We start from the raw sequence: 23801 nt of genomic DNA, 5'->3' as shown, positions 1-23801 counted from the left end.
ATCTAGGTGTCCGCAAAGCGGAAAAKGTCATCCGGCGCCTAGAAAAGCGCAATCACKAAGCGCTTCTCTTCCTGCGAAAGAAAGAAGTGCCGTTTGACAMTAACCMAGCCGAACGCGATTTACGGATGGTGAAAGTCAAACAAAAAATCTCTGGAACGTTTCGTCAGGAAGACGATGCCGAGGCTTTCTGTGTCATCCGCAGCGTCGTTTCCACCCTGCAAAAACACGGAAAGCCGGTGTGGGAATCGTTGCAAAGACTTCTAAGCGGAGAGCCTCTTCAAACGATTCTCCATTCCTCCTAGGGCATTTTCGATACTGGGAATGCCCTATTGGTGCTGGATTCTGAAAATCTCGCTAGTACTGGGCTGAATAGATACTAGTGAAATTGAGCAAGGGTGCCCCCAACTTTAACGATACTCCCCGATACTTCACGATACTTAATGAGATGATTCATGGTGAATTTTCAAAAACTTTTAATTACCTCCTTACCGATCTTCCTTATACAATCATTTTATCTCCTTTTGTTTCCTCCTCCTTTTGCTTCCACACGACGATCAGCCCTATGGCGACGAGCCCAAGGGTGCCGGCAAAATAAAAGGCGAAGGGAAGGGCGATGAGCTCATTGACGATGCCGGCGAGGTACGGGCCACCAAACATGCCGATTGCGTAAATCGCCTGATACGTTCCCATCGCGGTCGCCTTTCTGGCGTCGTCGACCGATTCAATCGACATTCCTAACAACAATGGGAATAAGAGTCCAAGGAAAAAACCGCTGCCGATTTGGACGATATAAACAAACAAGCTTCCGCTGGCAACTGGAATCAAGAACGTAAACAAGGCGCTGCCGAAAAAGGCGATGGCCAAGGACCGCCATTTTCCGAGTAAAGGAACGACCGTCTTTCCGATGAACACCGTCGCAATGGCGTGAGGGATCATAAAGCAAACCATCAGAAGGCTTAAATCGTTTTCATCGAGGCCTGTCCTTAAGGCATATGCCGGCGTGAAGCCAAAGATGGTTGTAAAAATGATCCCGTGGGCCAAAACGGATAAAATGGAGACTTTGAGCAACAACGGTTCCTTCATAACGGAAAAAAGGTCTTTCAGCTGGACGGTTTGCGGCCGCACCGATCCCTCACTTTGTTTCGATTCCTTGATCGATATAGAGAGAACGACGCCCACCGCGGCTAGACATCCCCCAGCCCAAAACGGGGCGTGCCATCCCCAGCGGTCCACGATCGATCCGCTCACGGTCATGCCGACCAGCTGTGCCAACACCACGACAAGCGAAATTTGGCCCATCGCCCGATGGGTGTCTTCCGGACGGAAGTAACTAGAGTACAGAACAGTAAAGACGACCCACGTCGCGGCGGCGACGCCAGCGAGCGCTCTTGCCACAAGCGCCCATCCTAAGCTGTTCGTGATCGCAAACAGCCACCCGCTTCCCATAGCAGCCGCCATACCGAGCGTGACAAACGGCTTTCTCCTTTGCACCATATCCGAGACAAGGCCGATCGGAATGCGGCATAAAAACTGCATGAGGCCGTAACTGCCCAAGACAAGCCCGACAAACGAATACGCCCCTCCCAGCTGTTCCACATACGGAGACAGGATCGGTATATAAATAAAAAGAGACAACCAAAAGAAAAAGGAGGCGATGAGGAACATCGCCACATCCTTGCGCCATGGGCTGTGAGCCACCCCACTCCCCCCTTTGCGTGTTCATGTATGGCTACACCGAAGGCAACAAGGTCTCTGTTGCCTTCTTTGCCGAACCGAATTCGCGAATTTTTTGTTTGACCGTCTGTTTCACTTCTTCTCTTCCGGCGCCAAGGTATTTCCTCGGATCATACAGTCCCTCGTTCTCGCGGAACATGCGGCAAATGCCGCGGGTAAAGGCCCATTGGTTCTCGGTGTTGACATTGATTTTCGCCGTTCCGAAGGAAATCGCCTTTTGAATATCGGCCAGCGGAATTCCTGTTCCGCCATGCAGGACAAGAGGAACCCCAGTTCGGCGCCCGATCTCTTCCATCTGGGCAAATCCCAGCTTTGGCTTCCCTTTGTACGGGCCGTGAACCGAACCTAACGCCGGAGCGAGGCAGTCGACCCCTGTTTCTTTCACAAGGCGTTCGCATTCCTCAGGAATGGCATACATGGCTTCTGCTTCGTCCACCACCAAGTCGTCCTCCTGCCCCCCGATCCTCCCCACTTCCGCTTCGACCGAGGCGCCAAACTCCCGGGCGGCTTTGACGACTTGTTTCGTGATGGAAATATTTTGTTCTAACGGATGATGGGATGCATCGATCATCACCGAAGTAAACCCGGCTTCCATCGCTTCGAGGCATTGTTCATAGGAAGAGCCGTGATCCAAATGAAGCGCGACCGGCACCGTGATGCGGTACTCCTTCACGAGCTCTTTCACCATGGCCGCTGCGGTCCGCAACCCACCGAGATGGTCAATATATCCCGGACTCACAGCCAAAATGACCGGCGCTTCTTCTTCCTCAGCCCCCAGCAAAATGGCCTGGGCAAATTCCAAATTGTTGATGTTGAAATGTCCGACGGCATATCTTCCTTGCCATGCCCGTTGCAGCATGTTTTTCATCGACACAAGCGGCATTGTTCGCCCTCCTTTTCTGTTTCAATATACGGAAAACGTATCAAGCGCTCTTGCGGCGCTTGATACGTTTTCGAACGCATTACCAGCGGGAGGTCACCATTTTTTTGCGCGTATAAAACTCGACGCCATCCATGCCGTTCGCATGAAGATCGCCATAAAACGAGTTTTTCCACCCGGAGAACGGGAAAAACGCCATCGGCGCGGGAACGCCTAAGTTGACGCCTAACATGCCAGCGTCGATTTCCTCGCGGAATTTGCGGACATTCCCCCCGTCTCTTGTATAGATGCACGCTCCATTAGCAAACGGAGACTTGTTGGCCACCTCAATGGCTTCATCTAATGTCTCGACCCGTACGATCGAAAGAACAGGGGCGAAAATTTCGTCTTTCCAAATGGTCATGTCAGTAGTGACTCGGTCAAAGATCGTCGGACCGATAAAGTATCCATTGTCCTGAACCGCGGCGTCCTTTCGTCCGTCGCGCACCAGAATGGCCCCTTCCTTTTCCCCAAGTTCAATATACTTCACGGTCCGTTGCTTATGGGCTTCGCGAATGACCGGGCCTAAAAAGACGCTCTCCTCCAGCCCATTGCCGATTTTCAATTCATTCGCGGCCGCCACCAGCTTCTCGACAAGTTCATCGGCAATCTCCCCAACCGCGACAACGACCGACGCCGCCATGCACCGTTCTCCCGCCGAGCCGAACGCCGCGTTAATAATTTCACGGACCGCAACATTCAAATCGGCATCCGGCATGACAATGGAATGGTTTTTCGCCCCCGTCAACGCTTGAACCCGTTTGCCGTGAGCCGCTGCCGTTTTGTACACATACTCGCCGACCGGCTGGGAGCCGACAAACGAGATGGCTTTCACATCCGGGTGCTCCAACAGCCCGTTCACGACATCATGCGCCCCATGGACGATGTTAAGCACCCCGTCCGGAAGCCCAGCCTCTTTAAACAGTTCAGCCAAACGATTCGCCAACATCGGCGTGCGCTCGGACGGTTTTAAGACGAACGTGTTTCCGCACGCAATCGCCAGCGGGAACATCCAGCAAGGGACCATCATCGGGAAGTTAAACGGCGTGATGCCCCCCACGACGCCGATCGGATACCGGTACATCCCCGATTCAATGCCGGTCGCAATATCTGGAAGCTGCCGCCCCATCATGAGCGTCGGCGCACCGGCCGCAAATTCGACGCATTCAATGCCGCGCTGCACTTCCCCATATGCTTCGTTGTAGCTTTTGCCGTTTTCTAACGTCACCAATCGGGCCAGCTCTTCCCAATGCTCGACAAGCAACTGCTGATATTTAAACAAGATTCTTGCCCGGCGCGGCACCGGCGTTTTGCGCCATGTTTTGAACGCCTCTTTGGCAGCTCGGACCGCTTCGTCCAACTCCTCGCGGCTTGAAATCGGAACGTAGGCCAACACTTCGCCCGTTGCCGGGTTCGGAACGGCTTCCGTCTTTCCGGAACGAGACTCGACCCATTGCCCGCCAATATAGTTTTTTAAGGTTTGCACTCCCGTTGTCATCGTCATGTCCATGTTCCCCCTTCTTTTTATTTCCGAGCAGCTGAACCGTTGCGATGTTGTTCGATGAACTGTTCGATTTGCGCCAATGTCGGCATCGCATCCGAGCAGCTATGGCTTGAGATGACAATCGACGCCGCAGCTGCCCCGTATTCCATTGCCTTTGGAATCGGCCAATCGTTCATTAGCCCGTAGATAAATCCTGCGGCATACGAGTCGCCGGCCCCAAACGTTTTGACAATATTTGCTGGGAAAATTGTGCCGACAAACGTTTCTCCAGTTTTCGTATAAGCAATAGACCCGTCTTTGCCATGCTTAATGACAACGATTTTCGCGTTGTAATCAAACCATTTTCGCGCTGTTTGTTCATCATCGCGCCGCTGGCCGTCAAACCGCTCCATCATGTCAAATTCTTCTCTCGTGCCGATGATCACGTCGCATTTTTCGGCTGCCAAGTTGTAATAGATCGCTGTTTCCTCTTTGGATTGCCACGTATATGGGCGATAATCCAAATCGAACACAACGACGGTTCCATGGCGTCTTGCGTAGTCCAACGCTAAAAACACCGCTTCTCTTGACGGGCTTTTCGCTAAAGCTGTCCCGGAAATCAACAGGCATTTGGCGCGCCGAATATAGTCTTCGTCAATATCGTTCGGTTCCAGCTTCAAATCAGCGACATTATCGCGATACATTAGGATGCTGCAGTCGGTCGGGCTCTTGATTTCGGTAAACGCCAAGCCCGTCACACTGCCGGACTTGTCGGTAATGACATGGGACGTATCAATTCCATTGTTTTTTAAATATCGGACAATAAATCGACCCATTTGGTCGTCAGCAACCCGGCCGATAAATCCCGTTTTCATGCCGAGCCGCGCCATGCCAATGGCGATGTTCGCCGGAGACCCACCGACATATTTCGTAAACGTCACCGTTTCTTCCATCGGCCGATGGATTTCATTGGCGTTCAAATCGATGCATAGCCGGCCAACGGCGATAAAATCCAACGGTTTTTGCTGGTCAAATGGGAGGAAACTCATCGAACCGCCTCTTTCCTGTCGTCTTTTTAGATTATTTCTCCTTCTGTTTGGCCGCGAGCTTGCTTTCCATCACCCAGTCATGGTCCGGGTCATTATGAAACTTCCACGTCCGCACCGGCCCGGCCATGACGTTCAAGTAATACCCCTCATACCCTGGGGGAGCGGAAACCGGATGGTAGCCTTTCGGGACTAAGACGACATCCCCGTTTTTCACGACCATCGTTTCGTCGATGGAACGATCATCGGTGTACACACGCTGCACCATAAAACCGTGACCGGGATTGATTTTATGATAATACGTTTCTTCCAAATACGACTCATGGGGCAAGTTGTCTTGGTCGTGTTTATGCGGGGGGTAGCTCGACCAGTTTCCTTCCGGCGTAAACACTTCAACGACAAGCAAGCTGTCGGCCGGTTGGGATTCCGGAAGAATGTTATGCACCCGCCGTTCAATATTTCCTGCTCCCCGTATTTCGACTCCTACTTCGCTTGGGGGGATCAATCGCGCCGGATATGTACCTTTCCCCGGCGCTAAACAAACCGCTACTTCCACATCCGTCATCGCTTCGACTTCATACACATCGTTTGCCGGAACATAGACCGAGTATGGCGGAACTTTCTCAAACACATCCATTCTCAATCCGATCTGTTCCCACCGCTCCAGCTTCGTAGATATGTTCGCTTTCCCTTTGAGAAGAACAAGGCAAGCCTCCTGATCCTTCGTCTCTTTTCGCAATGTTTGTCCTTTTGCCAACACATACACTTCAAACCCGACGTACTCCCACCCCGCTGATTCCGGTGTTACGCGGACGACGTTCCCTTCTTCATTCGGCGAATGGCTTGGTATGATCAGTCGGCTCATCGTTTCATCCTCCCCCCCTTACCGCTTTTGGGCCGCCAAGAGATGATGAACAAGGCGGTCAATATATTCTTTGGCCATTTTGGCGTACGTGTACGGGTGCGCCACAGCCGGGTCCTGTTCTGCTTCGACGATGATCCAGCCGTTATAGTCCATCTCAATCAATTTGGCAAAAATCGGAACAAAGTCAATGCATCCATCTCCAGGAACCGTAAACATGCCACGCAACACCGCCGTGCGAAAGTCGAGTTGTTCCCGTCTCACCAGCTCGAGCACATCGCGCCTTACGTCTTTCAAATGAACGTATTGAATGCGATCCGCATACCGATGCAACAGTTCAACTGGATCATATCCGCCATATAACGCATGCCCTGTGTCATACAAGAGATGGACAAGATTCGGATCCGTCAACTCCATTAAGCGATCGATCTCTTCCGCCGTTTCGACGACTGTTCCCGCGTGAAAGTGGTAAACAAGTTTCATTCCTAGCTCTTGGCATATATGCGCGGCGCGATGCAATCCGTCAACAAGGGACTCCCATTCGGAATCCGTGAGCCGTTGAATCGTTTTTTCTTCTGGCGCCCGGCGCGGATCCCAGTGCATCGATCCCCCCATCTCGCAGACAATCGCATACTTGCATCCCATATCGTGCAAATATTCCGCCCAAGACCGGAACGTCTCGAGTTCCTCTTCAAGACGAGAACGGTCTGAAAAGAGCACGCCGATGAATTTGCTGGCGAGCTCGATGCCATATTGGTTCAGTTTTGCCCTCAATGACGGGGGATCTTGGGAAAAGAGGCGCCCCATTTCCGTTGCAACATACCCAAGCTCCGCCATTTCGGATAACACTTGATCTTGTGTGTAATGGTCGCCCAATCCCGGGATATCATCATTGACCCAGCTGATCGGCGCAATACCGATACGAAAAGGATTAACCGTTTTTTCCATCTCTCTCACTCCAGTTGTTCAATATTTTCTTGCCCTTTGCAATTGTTGTTCTTTCCGCTTGTATGCCTCCGCAATTTTTGGGTTCCGGGACACTTCCGCCACCCCGACATGCCACCATGACTCATAATCATGGGTCATCGTTTTTGGAAGCACCTTAATATCGATCAATGTCGACACCGATTGTTGTTTGGCATCTTCGAGCGCTTCTTTTAATTGCTCGAGCGTGTGCACTTTATACGTTTTCACCCCGTAACCGGCCGCGCTTTGCGCGAAGTCAATCGGAATCAAGCTCCCGTCTAAGCGCCCGGTTTCTTCGTTGCGGTAGCGGAATTCTGTGGCGAAACTGCCCATTCCATGACCCATTTGCAAGTTGTTAATGCAGCCGAATCCACCATTATCAAATAGGAGAACATTGATTTTTTTCTTTTCCTGAATGCTCGTTACAAGCTCCGAGTGAAGCATTAAGTAGCTGCCATCGCCGACCATCGCATAGACTTCTTTATCCGGCTCCGCCATTTTCACGCCAAGCGCGCCAGCAATCTCATACCCCATGCACGAATAGCCGTACTCCATATGATACGTATTGGGCCGGCGCGCCACCCACATGCGCTGCAAATCCCCCGGCAAGCTGCCTGCCGCTCCGATGATAATGGCGTCGTCATCGATCCACTCGTTAATCGCGCCAATGACTTCCGTTTGCGTTAACGAAGAACCGAAAAACTCCGAATACTCAGTCAAAACCTCATCGAGATGGCCGGCCACCTCCGGCTGAAAGCCCGACTGGCGGTAGCGGACGTGATGCAGCCGGTTAAGCTCTTCTTCCCACGCCTTTTTCGCGATGTCTATTTCATTCGTATAGCCGGATCGATACCCGATTTTCTCCAACTCTTCGGTTAAGGCGAGAAGAGCAAGTTTCGCATCTGCCACTACGCGGACGGCATCCAATTTGCAAGCATCAAAGACCGAGACATTGATCGTCAAAAATTCTACTTCAGGATGTTGGAAAAGCTGTTTCGACCCTGTCGTAAAATCGGTGTAACGGGTGCCAATCCCAATGACCAAATCGGCTTCCTTCGCGATTATATTGGCGGCAAGGTTGCCGGTGACGCCAATTCCCCCGAGATTGTATGGGTGGGCGCTTTCCACCGCGCTTTTGCCGGCTTGCGTTTCCCCGTAAGGAATGTGAAATTTCTCGGCAAACTGTTTCAGTTCTTCCGCTGCTTCCGAATAGCGGACGCCGCCGCCGCAAATGATGATCGGTTTTTTCTTTCTGCGAATGAGCTCCACCGCCTCATGAATCGCCGCTTTCGCCGGAACGCGGCGTTCAATGCGGTGAATCCGTTTTTGGAAAAAGGATTCAGGAAAATCGTACGCTTCCCCTTGCACATCTTGAGGCAAGGCAATGGTGACTGCTCCGGTGTTGGCGGGATCGGTCAGTACCCGCATCGCTTGAATCATCGCCGGCATCAGCTGCTCGGGGCGGCTGATGCGATCCCAATATTTGCTGACGGCACGAAACGCATCGTTTGTGGAAACCGTCAAATCATGCCAGTGCTCGATTTGTTGAAGCACGGGATCGGGCTGTCTTGTCGCAAACGTATCTCCCGGAAGCAATAACACCGGAATGTGGTTCGCCGAAGCTGTCGCCGCTGCCGTCACCATATTCGCCGCCCCGGGACCGACGGATGACGTGCATGCCATGATTTGCCGACGGTGTTTTTGTTTTGCAAAGGCAATCGCCGCATGTGCCATTCCTTGTTCATTGCGCCCTTGGTACACTTCGAGCTCTCCGGGATCTTCCTCAAGCGCTTGACCAAGGCCGAGTACATTACCATGGCCGAAAATCGTAAAAACACCTTTGACAAATTTCTGTACACGACCATCGAACTCCACGTACTGCTGGTTTAAAAACTTGACTAATGCTTGGGCGGTTGTTAAGCGGATCGTGTTCACCGGTTTCCCTCCCGTAGATGTTCAAACTCGTTCGATCTCAAAATACCGACGGAGAACGTTCTCCATTTTGATCTTTCCGGTTTGAATTGCTGCCTCTGCCTCCCATTGCCAATACTCAGGTCGAAATAACTCAATGGACGCCATATCATTGTAACCAATGGATTGAAGCGTGCGTAAAATGCCATCCAAGTCAATCGCCCCGTCCCCCGGCCACACTCGATGGCGATCGCGTAACGCTCCTACCGGCAAATCTTCGCAATCATCGATATGAAAGACGAAAATGTCCGTTGGATCGGCCGCCTGCAAGTCTTCGAGCTGGGAGTTCATTGCATGGAAATGGAAGCAGTCAAGAACAAGGCCCACTTGACTGCTGTCCACCGCTTTGACAATCTCATACGCCTGTGTAAACGTGTTGACGGAACAATTCGGGTATCCGCAAAACTCGAAGGCGATTTTTACGCCGTACGGTTCGCTGAACTCTGCTAACTCTCGCAACACGCGAACGGTTTCCGCTTTGATTTCCGACTTCGTATAATCGCCGACATCAAACGTCGGGACCGCAATCACCGTTTTGCAACCAATTTGTTGGCCGATTTCACATAAGAACTGTAGATCACGAAGGATTTGGCCGAATCCTTCCTCATCGCGGAACGTGATAAACTCCAGCGCATTGAAGGCATACGGTTTCAAACGATGAAAAGCAAAGAATTGTTTCAAGTCGTCAACCGTATAGGAAGCGAGAAATTCTTTCAACTTATCAAGCCGAATTTCAATGCCGTCATAACCATATTTTTCACATAGTTCTAAGTCATTCTTTAATGTAGAATTTTTTAGCGTCGTCGCTTCATTAAATACAAGCTTCATCATTTTCCTCCAACCCTATGATTTTCTGTTTTTGCGAGAATCAATGAACACCGCCACCGTAATAATGACTCCTTTAAGAATTTGCTGCCAATATGGCGAAACATTCAACAAGTCGAGACCGTTATTCATGACCCCGATAATGAGCGCACCGACAATCGTGCCGCCGATCGTCCCGATTCCACCGGCAAGGCTTGTTCCGCCAATGACCGCGGCAGCGATGGCATCGAGTTCATACATGACCCCGGCCGTCGGCTGCCCCGAGGAAATGCGCGAGGTCAAGATGAGTCCAGCCAGCCCTGACAATAGCCCGGCATATGCGTAAACGAAAATCTTATATTTATCGACATTGACTCCGGCAATTATGGCCGCCTGTTCATTTCCGCCAATTGCATACACGTATTTGCCAAACTTCGTTTTATTTAAGAGAATGTAGGAAATGACCCCCACAAGCGCAAAGATGAGAATCGGGACCGGGATTCCCACAACATCTCCTTGCCCAATCCATAAAAACGATGGCGACAAGTTCCCGATTGGTCTCCCATCGCTGAATAGCAGCGCCGCACCTCTCGCTGCTGTCATCATTCCCAGTGTCACAATAAAGGGAGCAATTTTCGCCTTCGAAATAATCGTCCCGTTGATCACACCCGTCAAGAGCCCTAATCCAAGACCAACCAAAATGGGGACAACGACTGGATACGTATCCGGATGAGCAAGGCTAGCCGTAACTACAGACACAAGAGCAATCACGGAACCTGATGACAAATCGATCCCAGTCGTAATAATGACGATCGTGACGCCAATCGCGACAATGCCGACCACCGACATTTGCCGAACAATATTTAATAAGTTGCCGGTTGTAAAAAATGTCGGCGAAAGAATGGACATCAAAATGACGAGTGCTATCAGAATCACCAACATGCCATATCGGTTTAAAAATCGATACAATTTGTCCTTCGACGTGGCCGTCGAAGAAATCCCTGCCTTCCCCTGTTTGTTCGTAACAGAAACTTGGCTTTCCATACCCATTCCCCCTGCTCTTTATCGCTTCGCCTCGATCAACTGGCCCGTTGCCAGCTGCATAATCCGCTCTTGGGTTGCTTCTTCCCTTGTCAGCTCTCCTGTTTTTCTTCCTTCATGCATAACGATAATCCGGTCGCTCAATCCCAATATTTCCGGCATTTCCGAAGAAACTACGACGATCGCTTTTCCCTTCTTGGCGAGATCAAAAATCAAATTGTAAATTTCCGCCTTCGCCCCTACATCAATTCCCCTCGTCGGTTCATCGAGAAACAAAATATCCGGATTGTGAAGCAGCCATCGGGCAATGAGCGCTTTTTGCTGATTGCCCCCGCTTAAATATTTGATCAACTGCTGCAAACTCGGCGTTTTAATCGCAAGCTGTTCGGCTAGCCTTTGACAGTCTTCGCGGATTTTTCGTTGCTGCAAAAAACCCGCCTTCGTATACTGGTTGACCGTAACCGTGATCATGTTGTCCTCGACAGACAACGGTAAAAACAGCCCTGTCAGTTTTCGGTCTTCCGTCAACAGGCCCATCCCATATCGAATCGCGTCCCGTGCCGAGCGAATCGCAACCTTTTTTCCGTGAACATAAATGTCTCCCGCGTCCGGTTTGGCAACGCCAAAAACGCTTTCTAATACTTCTGTTCTTCCAGACCCCATCAACCCAGCAAACCCGACTATTTCCCCTTTCCGTACTTCAAAGCTCACATCATGAAATTTCCCTTTTTTCGTCAACCCTTTGACCGACAACGCCACTTCTCCGATCGGAATCTTTGGCTTATGGAAAATTTGATTCAATTCCCTTCCGACCATCATTTGAATGAGTTCATCCCTTGAAATTTGATGGCTCGGCTTCGTCCCGATGTACTTCCCGTCCCTCAGCACGGTCACCTCATCGGTGATTTGTTCGAGTTCATCCATCTTATGAGTAATATAAATAATGGATACGCCCTCTTTTTTCAAAGAGCGAATGATGTGGAAAAGGTGATGAACCTCTTTCTCCGTAATGGCCGACGTCGGTTCATCCATAATGATCAGCTTCGAATTGTAAGAGATCGCTTTCGCAATTTCCACCATCTGCATATTGGCAATGCTCAAATCCGCCATCTTCGCATTGGGGTCAATATCGATCTCAAGCTGTTCAAATAGTTGTCTCGTCTTTTTAATGAGTTCCTTCATTTTGACCCAACCCGCGAACGGATAACTCGGTTCTCTGCCGAGAAAAATATTTTCCGCCACCGTCATGTTCGGAACCGGGCTCAACTCTTGATGAATCATCGAAATGCCTTTATCGAGCGCTTGTTTAATCGTGGAGACTTTCAGCTCTTCCCCGTCGAACATGATCTTGCCTTGATCGGGCGTGTAAATGCCGATCAGGATCTTCATTAAGGTAGACTTCCCCGCTCCATTTTCCCCCATCAGCGCATGTACAGTTCCTCTTTTCACTCTCAGCTGCACCCGATCCAAAGCCTTTACTCCAGGAAACTCTTTTGTAATATCGATCATTTCCAATACATAATTGTTGCTCATTCGTACCCCGCCTTTTCGCTATAGATTGCCCCTTTTATCAAAGCGGATGGTTGCCCCGCGGCTTTATAACGTCGGCCGTTCTATGAGCTTAGGTAGGCTAGTTTCACAAAGGAAAAGTGAATGTTAGGAAGGATGTCAGCAACGCGGCAGCATCCTTCCTTTTCACTCTTCTTTTCTCATTGCCACTTTTTGATGTACTCATCGACATTCTCTTTCGTAACCAGCTCATACGGAATCCAATTGTATTTCTCTACTTTTTCTCCTTTTGCCGCTTTAATAGCCGTCTCTAATCCAGCTTGTCCTTGGCCTTTCGCGTTTTGATAGACGGTGACTTTTAATTTTCCTTGCTTAACATATTCAAGAGCATCCGGCGTCGCATCAACTCCTGCTACAACAACATCATTTAACTTTCCAGCAGCCTCCAGTGCCATAATCGCACCGATGGCCATTTCATCATTGTTAGAGACAACAGCATCAATTTTTTTGCCAGACTGCAACCAGTTTTCCATCAGCGCCATTCCCTTTGCACGATCCCATTCTGCTGTTCCTTCTAGAACGACTTTCATCCCCGGATATTTTTTTATCACTTGCTTATTTCCTTCTGTCCGCTTGATTTGTGCTTCCTGACCCATTTGGCCGTTGATAATGGCGATGTTTCCTTTGCCTCCTAAAATTTTCGCCACTTCTTCCATTTGCATGATGCCAGCTTTGATCGATTCAGAACCAACATAGGCTGTTGCCTTGTCTACCCCGTCAAAAATACGGTTTACAACCACGATTGGAATGTTCGCTTGATTCGCTTTTTCCACCATTTGCGGCGCCGAAACCGTATCGACAGGAATCAATACAATGGCATCCACTTTTTGTTGAACAAAGTTTTCCACTTGAGACAATTGCTTGTTTGCGTCATTCATCGCATCAACGTAAATGACTTCCACATCTTTTTGCGTTTTGGCATATTCCTTCATTCCGTCTTGCAAGTAACTCAGCCATTTGTCATCAAAATCTGGAAGGGCCGCGCCAATGACAATTTTTCCTGGTTTGTCCCCTGATTGGGCTGTTTCTTGTTGTTTGTTGCAGCCAAAAAGCAACGAAAAACTAAACAGCAATACGACCAATGAAATCCACTTCATTCGACCTTTCATCTTCCTTTTGCCCCCTTGTCTCTTTAAAATTTTACCTTGTCCATAGCCCGTCATTTTCCTCTCTCGAATGGAGAGCGAGACCAGCTTATGGACGTTTTCTATGACAAACGAAGCCAAAATGGGCCTCGCTGCCTTCAATTAGCGCGCTGCTCAGCTATATTCCCTTCGAGCCGTATAGTTTTGCCCCTGTCAAACGACTCGGTGGCCGCAATGGCAATTTTTAGGTTCACTTTTCCGTCAATTTCAGTTACTTTTGGTGTTTGCCGGTTTTGAACGCATTCGATAAAGTGGACAAGCTCTAAACGGTACGCATCGTTGAATCGCGTTTGGAAATCAGGAATGATTTCGTATGTGCTTCCTTTGGCATTCAACAATGTGACATTTTGATTGCGAAGAGTACCAATAAACAAGGAGCCTTCTGTGCCGATAATTTCTGTACGAATATCGTGCCCGTATGGCGAGTTCCGGCTTGCCTCAATATCCCCAGCTGCGCCAGAGTCAAAATGGACATACGTAATTGCCTGATCCACATCTTTAAACTCTTCCATAAATGAATGCAACAGTACTCTTCCATGAGCAGAAACAGACGTAATTTCTGCCCCCATTAAGTAACGGGCAATATCATAGTCATGAATCGAAACGTCCAAAAATACGCGGCCGCTATGTTGAATAAACTCAGCCGGAGGTGAACCAGCATCTCTTGTAATCCCTTTAAAGTAGATTGGTTTGCCAATATCCCCCGCTTCAATTCTTCTCTTCGCCTCGGCATAAGCAGGATCAAACCGTCTCATAAAGCCGACTTGACAAATGACACCTGTCTCCTGAATCGTTTGAATGATGTCATCGGCTTCCTCTAAACTTTGGGTAAGCGGTTTCTCGACGAAGATCGCTTTGCCGTTTTTGGCTGCTTTTGCAATCATCTCTGCATGAGTGCTCGTCGGGGTTACGATCACGACGGCATCAATTGTCGGATCCTCGAATACATCATCCGGGTTCTTGGTCCATCGCTCAATCCCATATTCCCGCGCAAACTGCTCCGCTCTTTCTCCAAGAGGGTCGACCACACTCACCAGTTTAGCACCGCTTACTTGGTGAGTCGCCAGGTTTTTCGCATGGTGGTGTCCAAGGCGCCCTAGCCCGAGAACTGCACAACGAACGGTCATGATCCACACACCTTTCTTTGCTTAATGTAACCGCTTTCTAAATCGTCGTATTTCATCAACGCGATTGCACTTGCACTGACGGTAGCACTTCAGAAATGCTTACCCATCCCCCAGTTTGCACCGACCGTTCCACCGCCTCAAGCACGGCTTGATTGCGAACACCGTCTTCGAAGTTCGGCGAAGGGCTGTACCCGCCGGCAATGCCATTCATCATTTCCACCAACAAGTTAATAAATGTATGTTCATAGCCAATAATGTGCCCAGCCGGCCAATAAGCCGAGGCATACGGATGCCCCACCTCTGTGCAGTTGATCGTCCGGAATCCTTGCAGTCCGCGCTCATCGTCTTCGAGGTACACTTGAAGGTTATTCATATTTTCCATGTCCCAACGGATCGAGCCGCGTTCCCCATTAATTTCAAAACGGTTGCCTGCCCGATTTCCTCTGCTAAAACGGCTGACTTCAAACACTCCTAAAGCCCCGTTTTCAAAACGGGCCAAGAAGGCGGAGGCATCATCAACATCCACTTCTCCCCATGCCGTGCCTTCAACGCGCCCTTTTAAATGGATATCCATATCTCCAAGCGGCCGTTTTTTAATAAACGTCTCCATCATGCCGACAACTTCGCGGAATTCTCCGACTAAGAAACGGGCCAGGTCGATAATATGCGCCCCAAGATCTCCGTGTGTGCCTGATCCAGATACTTCTTTTTTCAGGCGCCATATTAACGGGAAGTTCGGATCCATCAGCCAGTCTTGCAAAAACGTAGCACGAATGTGGTAAATTTTCCCCAGTCGCCCTTGTGCGATCAACTGCTTGGCAAACTGAACCGCCGGAGCAAAACGGTAATTGTGACAAATCATATGAACTACACCTGCTCGCTTGACAGCTTCCAACATTTCAAGCGATTGTTCCAATGTGAGAGCAAGCGGTTTCTCACAAATGATATGTTTTCCTGCTTTCGCTGCCGCGATTGCAATTTCCGCATGCGTATTGTTTGGGGTAACAATATCGATGACATCGATATCATCCCGTTCAATCAGGCGGCGCCAATCTGTTTCATACGATGCCCATCCCATTTTTTGCGCCGCTTCTTTAACTCCTTGCTCATCCCGGCCCGCAATGGCTTGCAGAACTGGGATGACATCTGTGTCGAAGTAAAAGGGAAGATCGCGAAACGCATGGCTATGCGCTTTTCCCATAAACTTATAACCAACCATGCCAATCCGGATTTGTTTTTTCTCTTTCATTCTCTCACCCGCCTTTTTATTTTGACGGAGCTGTTTGGCGAAAGTCGATTATTTTCCCCGTTTTAGCACTTTCATAAATCGCCTCTAGCAATTGAATCGAGCGGAAGCCATCTTCAGCTGTCACCGGAGGCTTTGTTCCATGGATAATGGCATCAATAAACAGACGATCCTCTTCCTTATATCCCCATTTTTCTTCAATGGATAATTGATAGAAATCATGAATGTGCGCCGCCTGCTGCAACCCTGGGGCATACATGACTTTTTCGAGTTCTTGGGTTGCGACCGTGCTATACTTCCCATAAACCTCCAAACTCTCAAACGGAAAGCTCCATCCAGCATGAGCATACGTCACAAAATTGACGATCGTCCCCGAGACAAATGTCATCATAATCGCGAATGTATCTAATTCCTCTGTCGAAATGTTTTGTTTTGCTTCGCAGTAAACCGTTTGTACTTCACCAAATAAATAACGGCACAGATCCATCAAATGGAAAGGAGTTTCATACAAGAAGCCTCCCGTCACCTTCGGGTTTGCCGTCCAAGGAGGATTTAACAGTTCGCCGCGGTTCATTTTTACATGAGCCAAATAGGGGGTTACCTCCCCGGAATCAACCAATTCCTTGACTCTTTTGTACACCGACGCATATCGACGGTTCATTCCCAAGTTGTAAATCGCCTTTGATCGTTCAGCCGCTTGCCTGATCTGCTCTGCCCCCTCCAAAGAAGTCGCCATCGGTTTTTCTGAGAACACATGCACATTGTTTTCCAGACATTTTAGTACCGGCTCAACATGCATCGTGTTTGGCGTCGTCACGTAAACAGCATCTACACCAAGATCAAATAATTCCTCGAGGCTTTTGACCGCTTTTGCTTCCCCGGCTTCCTTCGCCAATGAAGCGGCTCTTTCTTCCACAATATCCGCTACCCCAATAATTTGAACCCGCTCATCTTTCTTTAGGATCGACGTATGTACCTTGGCAATCCCTCCGGCTCCCAAAATTCCTACTTTCACCCGAGTCATTATTTTCTCCTCCTCATCTCCGTTGTAGCAGGGAAGCGCTTTCTAATACATCGAAAACAATGGTTATCATGTCCATTAATAATAGTGCAATCTAATCCCTATCAAACTTTTTGAGCAAGCGCTTTCCTTTTGTTTTTTATTTTACCCTCAACCTATTATTTTATCAAGTATTTTTTCTAAATTTATAGAATTTTTATTAAAAAATAAAAGAACAGCTATTTACAGCTGTTCTTCTCATTAAATTCAACGTTTTCTCCGGTAACATCTATTATTTCATAAAAACAATCTGCTCACATCCTTACGATTTCACTTTAGCGATATGACAGGCCGATTTCCTTACCACTAGATGAGGCGGCAAAATGATCCGCTGTTTCGTATGATTGGTCTCTTCAATTTGGGCAATTAGCAGGTCAACCGCTTGCCTTCCCATTTCTTCAATAGGTTGGGCGACTGTCGTCAACGGCGGGTCGATAATGGCCGATAAAATCGTATTATCAAATCCAACCACCGACAGATCATCAGGAATGCGGAGTCCCAACTCTTTGGCCGCCTGATAAATGCCAACGGCAAGAGAATCAAAACAGGCAAAAATCGCTGTCGGCCTTGGGGTCAACTGCAACAGCTCCATCGCCGCCCTTTTTCCATCAGCCATCGAATAGTCCGTATATACAATCCAAGATTCTTCGCATTTCAAGCCGTTCTCTTGAAGCACCTGCTGATAGGCCTGCAGCCTGTATTTATCGCTTGTACGACTTAAATTCCCAAGCATGATCGCGATCTGTTGATGTCCTAGGGAAACAAGATGCGAGACAGCCTGATATCCCCCTAAAAAATCATCAACTCTCACCACGTTAATAGCCAGCTCCGGGATGTCTTGGGCAATAAAAACCAAAGGGAAATTCTCTTCCAACAGCTCTTTGATCATTGTATAATTGTTCGTTGTGGTTCCGATAATGATGCCATCCACGCTTTTTTGGCGCAATAAAGAAAGATACATTTCTTCCGTCTCCGGGTTGTTATCCGTATTGCACATCAGAACGTTAAATCCCTGTTCTCTCCCCCGATCTTCCACTTTCCTAGCGATTTCAGAAAAAAATGGGTTTGCTACGTCAGGGATGACAAGGCCAATCGTTCTTGTCCGCTTCCCAGTCAACGCCGAGGCGACCATGCTCGGTTGATAATGCAGCTCTTCCATTACCCGAAGGACTCTTTTTCTCGTTCTTTCACTAATGCGCCCGGTATTATTGAGCACCCTTGATACCGTTGAAATGGATACACCCGCTTTTTTTGCTACATCGTAAATGGTTACTTTCATCGCTCATCATTCTCTCCATCTGTTGTAGTCAAGCTCGTTAGGTAAAGCGCTTGCTTTCTTTAACGTTATTTTAATGTTTTTTCCACTTTCTTTCAATTGTTTTTTCGGATTTCGTAATAAATAAAACCATATAAAAACCGGCCTAGTTATTGACCGGTTTGAACAAATGAACCAATGCTATCGTTTCTCCTACCTCCCCCGAAACACCGGCTTCCGCTTTTCTAAAAAGGCGCGAACGCCTTCGCGGTGGTCTTCGGTTTGCCGCATGCGCTGTTGGGCGTCGGTTTCGAGTTCGAGCACGCGAAGCAAATCTTCTTTTGTTTGTTCGACGTACAACATTTTCGTGGCGATCATGGCTTGAAGCGGTTTTTCTTGCAAGGAAGCGATTGCTTGTTCCGCCTGTTGTTCATCTTCGACGATGAAGTCAATCAGCCCGAGCTGCTGCGCTTCGTCAGCGCTCATCGGTTTTCCTTCCCAAATGATCTGTTTGGCTTTCGCCGTGCCGACCCGCTGGGCCAAGAAGAAATGCCCGCCGCCGTCAGGGACGAGGCCGATGCCGATGAAATTCATCGCCAAGCGCGCTTCTTTCGTGGCGATGAGGTAATCGCTCGCCAAGGCAAAGCTGAACCCAAGGCCGGCCGCTGGGCCATGGATGAGCGAAACGGTGATTTTCGGCATCGTATACAAGAGCATGATCATCTCCTGAATCGTTTTCATCACGGTTTGAAATTGGCTCGGGTCATCGACTGCCAGCATTGTCTTAATGTCGCCCCCAGCCGAAAAGCCTCTTCCTCTGCCGCGGATGACGACAACGGAAGCATCACTTTCCTTGATTTGCCGCAGCGCGTCGACGAGTTCCGTTAGCATTTGCACATCCATGGCATTTAACGCCTGCGGGCGGTTCAGTTCCAATATCGCTTTGTTTTGGTCAAATGTCAGCACAACCGTTTCCATGGCTCTCCTCCTCTGAATGATGATTCATTTCTTTTCATTCGCCATGAAGATTGTTTTTTCCTTGTTGGCGGCAAAAATATCATTTTCTCCAACACATCCATGCTTGACATCTTCATCTACTTGTAATAGCTTCTATGTCGGTGTTGCTTTTTTTCGAAGCACAGCGTGCCGATAAAGGAGTGGATCGCATGAGAAATCCAAGTGTACGAAACATCTCGTTTTATGCAGCGGCGGCGTTGATATTCTCGATGATGGTCTACAACGTCTTTTATCATCTAGGAACATTCCCGATTTCAAGCTGGGACGAAGCGCGTCATGGCGTCAATGCATACGAAATGCTGAGGCATGGAAATTTGATCGTCAACACATACCTTGGGCATCCTGATTACTGGAATTTAAAGCCTCCTGTCAGCTACTGGGCGATCATGATTGGCTACAAGCTGGTCGGGCTGAACGCGCTTGGTTTGCGGCTGATGTCTGGCATTTGCGCTATCCTCACGGCCGTTGCCATTGCGCTGTTTGTGAAAAAACGATTTGGAAGCATGGCCGCGATCGTCTCATTGCTTGCCTTGTCTACTAGCACTCAATATTTGCTCAACCATTGCGCTCGCACCGGAGATGCGGATTCGCTCTTTGTATTCTTCTTTACGTTATCCATCCTTTCGTTGCTGGCCGCCAGACGGCAGACGCGATGGTTGTATGCAGCGGGCCTTGCCTGTTCACTTGCGTTTTTAACGAAAAGTTGGCATGCGGGGAACATTCTGTTGATCATGGTCTTATATTTTCTCATCACTAGACAGTGGGAATCAGGCCGCTGGCGCACATGGTGGAGGGCAGTCGTCAGTTTCACGGTTCCTGTGCTCGCTTGGGCTTTTGCCCGCTATCACTATGATGGATTCCACTTTTTTAAACAAATGATCGAATATGACTTGTTGCTGCGCTCCACTCGGCCCATTGAGGGTCATATCGGTGATGAAGCCTATTACGGCGTCATTCTTGTTCATTTCTTCTTTTGGTGGCTGGCTCTCTTGATCGGCATCATGGTCATCAGTTACATGCAAGGCGTTCGTCTTTTAGCGTTTGAAGGAACAGACCATCGATTGAAAGAAGATGTGATCGGGATTTTGCTTTGGATTTGCGTCCCGCTTCTCATGTTTACCATAGCGAAGACGAAAATCAGATGGTACCTCCTCCCTGTCTATCCGCCGCTTTGCCTATTGATTGGCATTTGCGCAAGTCAATTATGGAGAAAAGGAACGTGGGGGGCGCGCGGGCTGCTGCTTGCCGGTCTGTTGTTCGTCGCATCGTTTTATGAAACGAATATTCAACATTATATCCATCATCCGAAGCCAAATTTCGAACTGGCATTGCTTCAGCAGACCGCTCAAAGGCCTGTTCATGGATACGAGCTGTTTATGTACCATCCGTTGCACGAGAAAGGCCGCTGGCCGCAAAATGCGGTCTTGACAGCAGAGCTTGCGAATGACCTCAAACCTCGGCGCGGAGGGTTGAAAACGTTCTTGCATACAAGCCGAAGCTTGCTTCTCGTGAAAAAAGCCTGGTTCAGCAAACAGCTCGAGCATGAGTACCACCTGTCTGTTCTTGCCTCAAACCGTTGGGGATATATTTTGGAAAAGCACGCTTCATGAGGCAGCCTTGGAGTGACGCTCGCTCCAAGGCTGCACAGCCATTCTTTCCTAACAGAAACTTTCCTCCTATCTCTTCTCATCCCGCTTAACTTTCGTTAAAAATAATCAACTTCAACTCCGTCATTTCCTCGATCGCATAGCGAAGACCTTCGCGGCCGAACCCGCTTTCCTTCACGCCGCCGTACGGCATATGGTCAACGCGGAACGTTGGGATGTCGTTGATCAGCACCCCGCCGACGTGCAATTGTTTCGCCGCTTTCCACGCGGTATGGACGTTGTCGGTGTAGATGCCCGCCTGCAAGCCGTAGCGCGAGTCATTGACCAATTCAATGGCTTCATCGATCGAACGGACGCGGTTGATCAAAACAATGGGGGCGAACACTTCTTGGCACGACACTTTCATTGTCGGTTCGGCGTCGACAATGACGGTTGGAAGCAAGATATTGCCGTCGCGTTCGCCGCCGAGGACAACGCTGGCGCCCCCTTGTTTTGCCTCTTCGATCCACGAAAGCGCCCGGTCGACGTCATTTGGCGTAATTAAGGCCGACACATCGGTATTCGGATCGAGCGGGTCACCCGTCTTCAATTGTTTGGCCGCCGTGACAAATTTTTCAACGAATTCGTCATAACGATTCTCATGCACGTAAATGCGCTGGAGTGAAATGCACACCTGCCCTTGGAACGTGAACGCGCCGAACACGCAGCGCGGGATGATGCGGTCGAGATCGACCTGTTCATCGACGATCACGGCCGAATTGGAACCGAGCTCGAGCGTCACCCGCTTTAAGCCCGCCTTATTGCGGATCGCGATGCCGACTTCCGGGCTGCCGGTGAAAGTGATCATGCTGATGCGCGGGTCGGTGACGATTTTGTCGCCGACCGTGCGGCCGCTTCCGGTGACGACGTTGAGCGCCCCTTTCGGCAAACCGGCTTTTTCGAACAATTCGGCGATAAAATAGGCGGACAGCGGCGTTTGGCTGGCTGGTTTTAACACAACTGTGTTGCCCGAGGCGATGGCCGGGCCAAGTTTATGGGCGACCAAGTTCATCGGGAAGTTAAACGGCGTAATCGCCCCGATAACGCCGATCGGCTCGCGGACCGTCAAGGCGATGCGATTTTCCCCACCCGGCGCCGCGTCGAGCGGCAACGTTTCCCCATGAATGCGTTTGGCTTCTTCGGCGGCGAATTTGTACGTTTGGATCGTGCGGGCGACTTCCCCTTTCGCCGTGGTGATCGGTTTGGCTGCTTCCAGTGCGATCAACTTCGCCGCTTCTTCCTGCCGCTCTTTCAGCTGCTCGACGACCCGCTCTAAAATGGCGGCTCGTTCATGCGCCGGCATGGCAGCCATCGTTTGCCGCGCGGCGTATGCCGCGGCAATGGCTTCATCGACTTCTTCTTCTGTCGCTGTCGGAATTTCGGCAATCGTCTCGCGTGAGTATGGCGATTTCAGCTCAGTGTACGACTTGGCTTCCCGCCATTCGCCGTTGATGTATAATTTCTGTTTCTGTACCGCTGTTTTCATCTATTTCACCCTTTCCTTATTTTGGGCATGCAGCTTTAGCCAACGCATCCCTCTTTGTTATATATCCCACACGCCCTGCTTATTTGTTTCATTCGCCATCATGCCCAAAAATCCTTCTTTTTCCTCTTATTTCAATAGATGATGATTGAGCCTGCTGTTACATCTTTAAGCATTTTTTGTGCCATCATGGCAAGCGCAAACGGCAGTCTCATTTTAAAGGCTGTAAGGCTCACTTTACCGCAAAATGCTTGCTGATGGTGATGTATTTCCTCGCTTGTGACAATGTTCAAACAAGAAGATGCTACACCTGGTCAGGAACAATGGCTTGTAGACAGCACAACTAAGTAGGCCATTGGCCGACAAAAACAGTGAATAGGTTCACCATACCGGTTCTACTGTTCACCGGATGAGCCCCCAATGTTGCAACACAGGGCAATTATTTTTTCTTCCGCCCGACATCAACCAATTCTCTATCTTTCTTTCCCATATGTTTTCGTTATATGATGGATGCAGCCAATATTTTCTTGAAAGGATACCGGGAAATGATCATCAAAAAAATCATCGACCTCACCATGCCGATCACGGCCCAAACTCCGGTGTACCCGGGGGATCCGAAGCCCAAGATCGAACCGGCAGCGACGTTCGCCCAAGACGGCTATCACGTCAGCCGCCTTGTGCTTGGGTCGCATAGCGGCACGCATGTGGATGCGCCGTTTCACTTTTGCGAACACGGTTGGCGGCTCGATGACGTGCCGCTCTCCTATTTTCTTGGCCGCGGCGTCGTGATCGATGCCACGGGGAAAGCGGAAGGCGAAGCGGTGACGATGGCCGATGCCGCTCCGTATATCCCGAAGCTGTCGCCGGGAACCATTGTGTTGTTTCATACCGGCTGGTCGCAATACGCCGGAACAAAGCGGTATTTCCGCCATCCGTACGTCGCGCCGGATGTGATTGAAGCGATGCTCGAACGAGGTGTTCGCACGTTTTTGATCGATGCCCTGAACATCGACCCGCCGGACGGCTCCTCGTTCCACGCTCACGAGCTTATTCTTGGCGCCAACGGGGTGATCGGGGAAAATTTCGCGAACTTCGAGCGAATCGATTTTGATGACCCGTATATTATCGCCCTCCCTCTTTCCTTGCCTGGCTGCGACGGTTCGCCCGTTCGGGCGGTGGCGGTGCAGTGGGCGTAACGAAGAAGGGGGATACAGCCCCGCACATGCTTTGATGCGGGCCGCACTTCCTTTGGCTAGTTAATCCATTTGATCACTTTCCCCGGGTTTCCCGCCAACGACCGCGTTGGCGGTTTCATTATACAAACGAACGAGCCGCCGCGCCCGCTCCCGCTCCTTGACGAGCTCCGGGTCGGCGGGGTTGTACCATTGCCCCGCCAACATCTTTTCTTTTTCGGTTTTCATCGAATC

General features: G+C 49.7%; 21 protein-coding genes and 1 pseudogene. 3 read left to right on the top strand and 19 right to left on the bottom strand.

Features of this window, described 5'->3' with window-relative positions:
• Positions 1–302, top strand: a 302-nt coding sequence (locus B1A75_RS06060) for an IS66 family transposase (RefSeq protein ID WP_139761711.1), incomplete at its 5' end; no start/stop codon positions are given.
• Between the two features lie 196 nt (positions 303–498).
• Here the strand turns inward: B1A75_RS06060 and B1A75_RS06055 are convergent.
• From B1A75_RS06055 to B1A75_RS05980, 16 genes are all read right to left on the bottom strand, one after another.
• Complete coding sequence (locus tag B1A75_RS06055; protein WP_079935915.1) at positions 499–1665, bottom strand: MFS transporter; 1167 nt, start codon at positions 1663–1665, stop codon at positions 499–501.
• Between the two features lie 64 nt (positions 1666–1729).
• Positions 1730–2617, bottom strand: coding sequence for a class II fructose-1,6-bisphosphate aldolase (fba, locus tag B1A75_RS06050; protein WP_062898653.1), 888 nt, complete (start codon positions 2615–2617; stop codon positions 1730–1732).
• Between the two features lie 79 nt (positions 2618–2696).
• Positions 2697–4157 (bottom strand): CoA-acylating methylmalonate-semialdehyde dehydrogenase, encoded by a 1461-nt coding sequence (locus B1A75_RS06045; RefSeq protein WP_062898654.1) that lies wholly within the window; start codon positions 4155–4157, stop codon positions 2697–2699.
• Positions 4158–4177: 20 nt separating this feature from the next.
• On the bottom strand, positions 4178–5185 hold the full coding sequence (gene iolC, locus B1A75_RS06040; protein ID WP_079935912.1) for a 5-dehydro-2-deoxygluconokinase: 1008 nt from the start codon (positions 5183–5185) through the stop codon (positions 4178–4180).
• Positions 5186–5216: 31 nt separating this feature from the next.
• Positions 5217–6047, bottom strand: a complete 831-nt coding sequence (iolB, locus tag B1A75_RS06035; RefSeq protein ID WP_079935911.1) for a 5-deoxy-glucuronate isomerase — start codon at positions 6045–6047, stop codon at positions 5217–5219.
• Between the two features lie 18 nt (positions 6048–6065).
• The gene (gene iolE / locus B1A75_RS06030; protein WP_079935910.1) at positions 6066–6992 is read right to left on the bottom strand and encodes a myo-inosose-2 dehydratase; all 927 of its coding nucleotides are present in this window, start codon (positions 6990–6992) and stop codon (positions 6066–6068) included.
• Positions 6993–7010: 18 nt separating this feature from the next.
• Positions 7011–8945, bottom strand: coding sequence for a 3D-(3,5/4)-trihydroxycyclohexane-1,2-dione acylhydrolase (decyclizing) (gene iolD, locus B1A75_RS06025; RefSeq protein WP_079935909.1), 1935 nt, complete (start codon positions 8943–8945; stop codon positions 7011–7013).
• 21 nt (positions 8946–8966) lie between these two features.
• The gene (locus B1A75_RS06020) at positions 8967–9809 is read right to left on the bottom strand and encodes a sugar phosphate isomerase/epimerase family protein (RefSeq protein ID WP_079935908.1); all 843 of its coding nucleotides are present in this window, start codon (positions 9807–9809) and stop codon (positions 8967–8969) included.
• Positions 9810–9824: 15 nt separating this feature from the next.
• Positions 9825–10829 (bottom strand): ABC transporter permease, encoded by a 1005-nt coding sequence (locus tag B1A75_RS06015; protein WP_042380744.1) that lies wholly within the window; start codon positions 10827–10829, stop codon positions 9825–9827.
• Between the two features lie 18 nt (positions 10830–10847).
• Entirely contained in the window at positions 10848–12359 is a 1512-nt protein-coding gene (locus tag B1A75_RS06010) for a sugar ABC transporter ATP-binding protein (protein WP_079935907.1), read from the bottom strand.
• A 176-nt stretch (positions 12360–12535) separates the two neighbouring features.
• On the bottom strand, positions 12536–13504 hold the full coding sequence (locus B1A75_RS06005; RefSeq protein WP_042380739.1) for a sugar ABC transporter substrate-binding protein: 969 nt from the start codon (positions 13502–13504) through the stop codon (positions 12536–12538).
• Between the two features lie 134 nt (positions 13505–13638).
• Positions 13639–14667, bottom strand: a complete 1029-nt coding sequence (iolX, locus tag B1A75_RS06000; protein ID WP_079935906.1) for a scyllo-inositol 2-dehydrogenase — start codon at positions 14665–14667, stop codon at positions 13639–13641.
• A 55-nt stretch (positions 14668–14722) separates the two neighbouring features.
• Positions 14723–15916: a Gfo/Idh/MocA family protein gene (locus B1A75_RS05995; protein WP_079935905.1), complete on the bottom strand. Its 1194-nt coding sequence runs from the start codon at positions 15914–15916 to the stop codon at positions 14723–14725.
• Between the two features lie 16 nt (positions 15917–15932).
• Positions 15933–16937 (bottom strand): Gfo/Idh/MocA family protein, encoded by a 1005-nt coding sequence (locus B1A75_RS05990; protein WP_011231389.1) that lies wholly within the window; start codon positions 16935–16937, stop codon positions 15933–15935.
• Positions 16938–17235: 298 nt separating this feature from the next.
• Positions 17236–18252, bottom strand: a complete 1017-nt coding sequence (locus B1A75_RS05985) for a LacI family DNA-binding transcriptional regulator (RefSeq protein WP_042380736.1) — start codon at positions 18250–18252, stop codon at positions 17236–17238.
• A 189-nt stretch (positions 18253–18441) separates the two neighbouring features.
• On the bottom strand, positions 18442–19206 hold the full coding sequence (locus B1A75_RS05980; protein ID WP_079935904.1) for an enoyl-CoA hydratase: 765 nt from the start codon (positions 19204–19206) through the stop codon (positions 18442–18444).
• Between the two features lie 188 nt (positions 19207–19394).
• Between B1A75_RS05980 and B1A75_RS05975 the strand changes: the two genes are divergently transcribed.
• On the top strand, positions 19395–20855 hold the full coding sequence (locus B1A75_RS05975; protein ID WP_079935903.1) for an ArnT family glycosyltransferase: 1461 nt from the start codon (positions 19395–19397) through the stop codon (positions 20853–20855).
• Positions 20856–20940: 85 nt separating this feature from the next.
• Here the strand turns inward: B1A75_RS05975 and B1A75_RS05970 are convergent, their stop codons facing one another.
• Both B1A75_RS05970 and B1A75_RS19810 read right to left on the bottom strand, forming a co-directional pair.
• The gene (locus tag B1A75_RS05970; protein ID WP_079935902.1) at positions 20941–22377 is read right to left on the bottom strand and encodes an aldehyde dehydrogenase family protein; all 1437 of its coding nucleotides are present in this window, start codon (positions 22375–22377) and stop codon (positions 20941–20943) included.
• A 131-nt stretch (positions 22378–22508) separates the two neighbouring features.
• Entirely contained in the window at positions 22509–22667 is a 159-nt protein-coding gene (locus tag B1A75_RS19810; protein ID WP_176202384.1) for a hypothetical protein, read from the bottom strand.
• 252 nt (positions 22668–22919) lie between these two features.
• Between B1A75_RS19810 and B1A75_RS05965 the strand changes: the two genes are divergently transcribed.
• Positions 22920–23570, top strand: a complete 651-nt coding sequence (locus tag B1A75_RS05965) for a cyclase family protein (protein WP_079935901.1) — start codon at positions 22920–22922, stop codon at positions 23568–23570.
• 111 nt (positions 23571–23681) lie between these two features.
• Here B1A75_RS05965 and B1A75_RS05960 read toward each other — a convergent pair.
• Positions 23682–23795: pseudogene (locus B1A75_RS05960) on the bottom strand (maltose acetyltransferase domain-containing protein); the annotation flags it as partial.
• Positions 23796–23801: the final 6 nt, after the last annotated feature.

The sequence above is a fragment of the Geobacillus sp. LEMMY01 genome, from assembly GCF_002042905.1.
Taxonomy (GTDB): domain Bacteria; phylum Bacillota; class Bacilli; order Bacillales; family Anoxybacillaceae; genus Geobacillus; species Geobacillus proteiniphilus.
This window is presented reverse-complemented; position numbering and strand designations above follow the sequence as displayed.

Bases quoted from the DNA above. Each gene is read 5' to 3' on its own strand.
- B1A75_RS06055 (WP_079935915.1), bottom strand. From the start codon at position 1,665: ATGTTCCTCATCGCCTCCTTTTTCTTTTGGTTGTCTCTTTTTATTTAT.
- fba (WP_062898653.1), bottom strand. From the start codon at position 2,617: ATGCCGCTTGTGTCGATGAAAAACATGCTGCAACGGGCATGGCAAGGA.
- B1A75_RS06045 (WP_062898654.1), bottom strand. From the start codon at position 4,157: ATGACGATGACAACGGGAGTGCAAACCTTAAAAAACTATATTGGCGGG.
- iolC (WP_079935912.1), bottom strand. From the start codon at position 5,185: ATGAGTTTCCTCCCATTTGACCAGCAAAAACCGTTGGATTTTATCGCC.
- iolB (WP_079935911.1), bottom strand. From the start codon at position 6,047: ATGAGCCGACTGATCATACCAAGCCATTCGCCGAATGAAGAAGGGAAC.
- iolE (WP_079935910.1), bottom strand. From the start codon at position 6,992: ATGGAAAAAACGGTTAATCCTTTTCGTATCGGTATTGCGCCGATCAGC.
- B1A75_RS06020 (WP_079935908.1), bottom strand. From the start codon at position 9,809: ATGAAGCTTGTATTTAATGAAGCGACGACGCTAAAAAATTCTACATTA.
- B1A75_RS06015 (WP_042380744.1), bottom strand. From the start codon at position 10,829: ATGGAAAGCCAAGTTTCTGTTACGAACAAACAGGGGAAGGCAGGGATT.
- B1A75_RS06010 (WP_079935907.1), bottom strand. From the start codon at position 12,359: ATGAGCAACAATTATGTATTGGAAATGATCGATATTACAAAAGAGTTT.
- B1A75_RS06005 (WP_042380739.1), bottom strand. From the start codon at position 13,504: ATGAAAGGTCGAATGAAGTGGATTTCATTGGTCGTATTGCTGTTTAGT.
- iolX (WP_079935906.1), bottom strand. From the start codon at position 14,667: ATGACCGTTCGTTGTGCAGTTCTCGGGCTAGGGCGCCTTGGACACCAC.
- B1A75_RS05995 (WP_079935905.1), bottom strand. From the start codon at position 15,916: ATGAAAGAGAAAAAACAAATCCGGATTGGCATGGTTGGTTATAAGTTT.
- B1A75_RS05990 (WP_011231389.1), bottom strand. From the start codon at position 16,937: ATGACTCGGGTGAAAGTAGGAATTTTGGGAGCCGGAGGGATTGCCAAG.
- B1A75_RS05985 (WP_042380736.1), bottom strand. From the start codon at position 18,252: ATGAAAGTAACCATTTACGATGTAGCAAAAAAAGCGGGTGTATCCATT.
- B1A75_RS05980 (WP_079935904.1), bottom strand. From the start codon at position 19,206: ATGGAAACGGTTGTGCTGACATTTGACCAAAACAAAGCGATATTGGAA.
- B1A75_RS05975 (WP_079935903.1), top strand. From the start codon at position 19,395: ATGAGAAATCCAAGTGTACGAAACATCTCGTTTTATGCAGCGGCGGCG.
- B1A75_RS05970 (WP_079935902.1), bottom strand. From the start codon at position 22,377: ATGAAAACAGCGGTACAGAAACAGAAATTATACATCAACGGCGAATGG.
- B1A75_RS05965 (WP_079935901.1), top strand. From the start codon at position 22,920: ATGATCATCAAAAAAATCATCGACCTCACCATGCCGATCACGGCCCAA.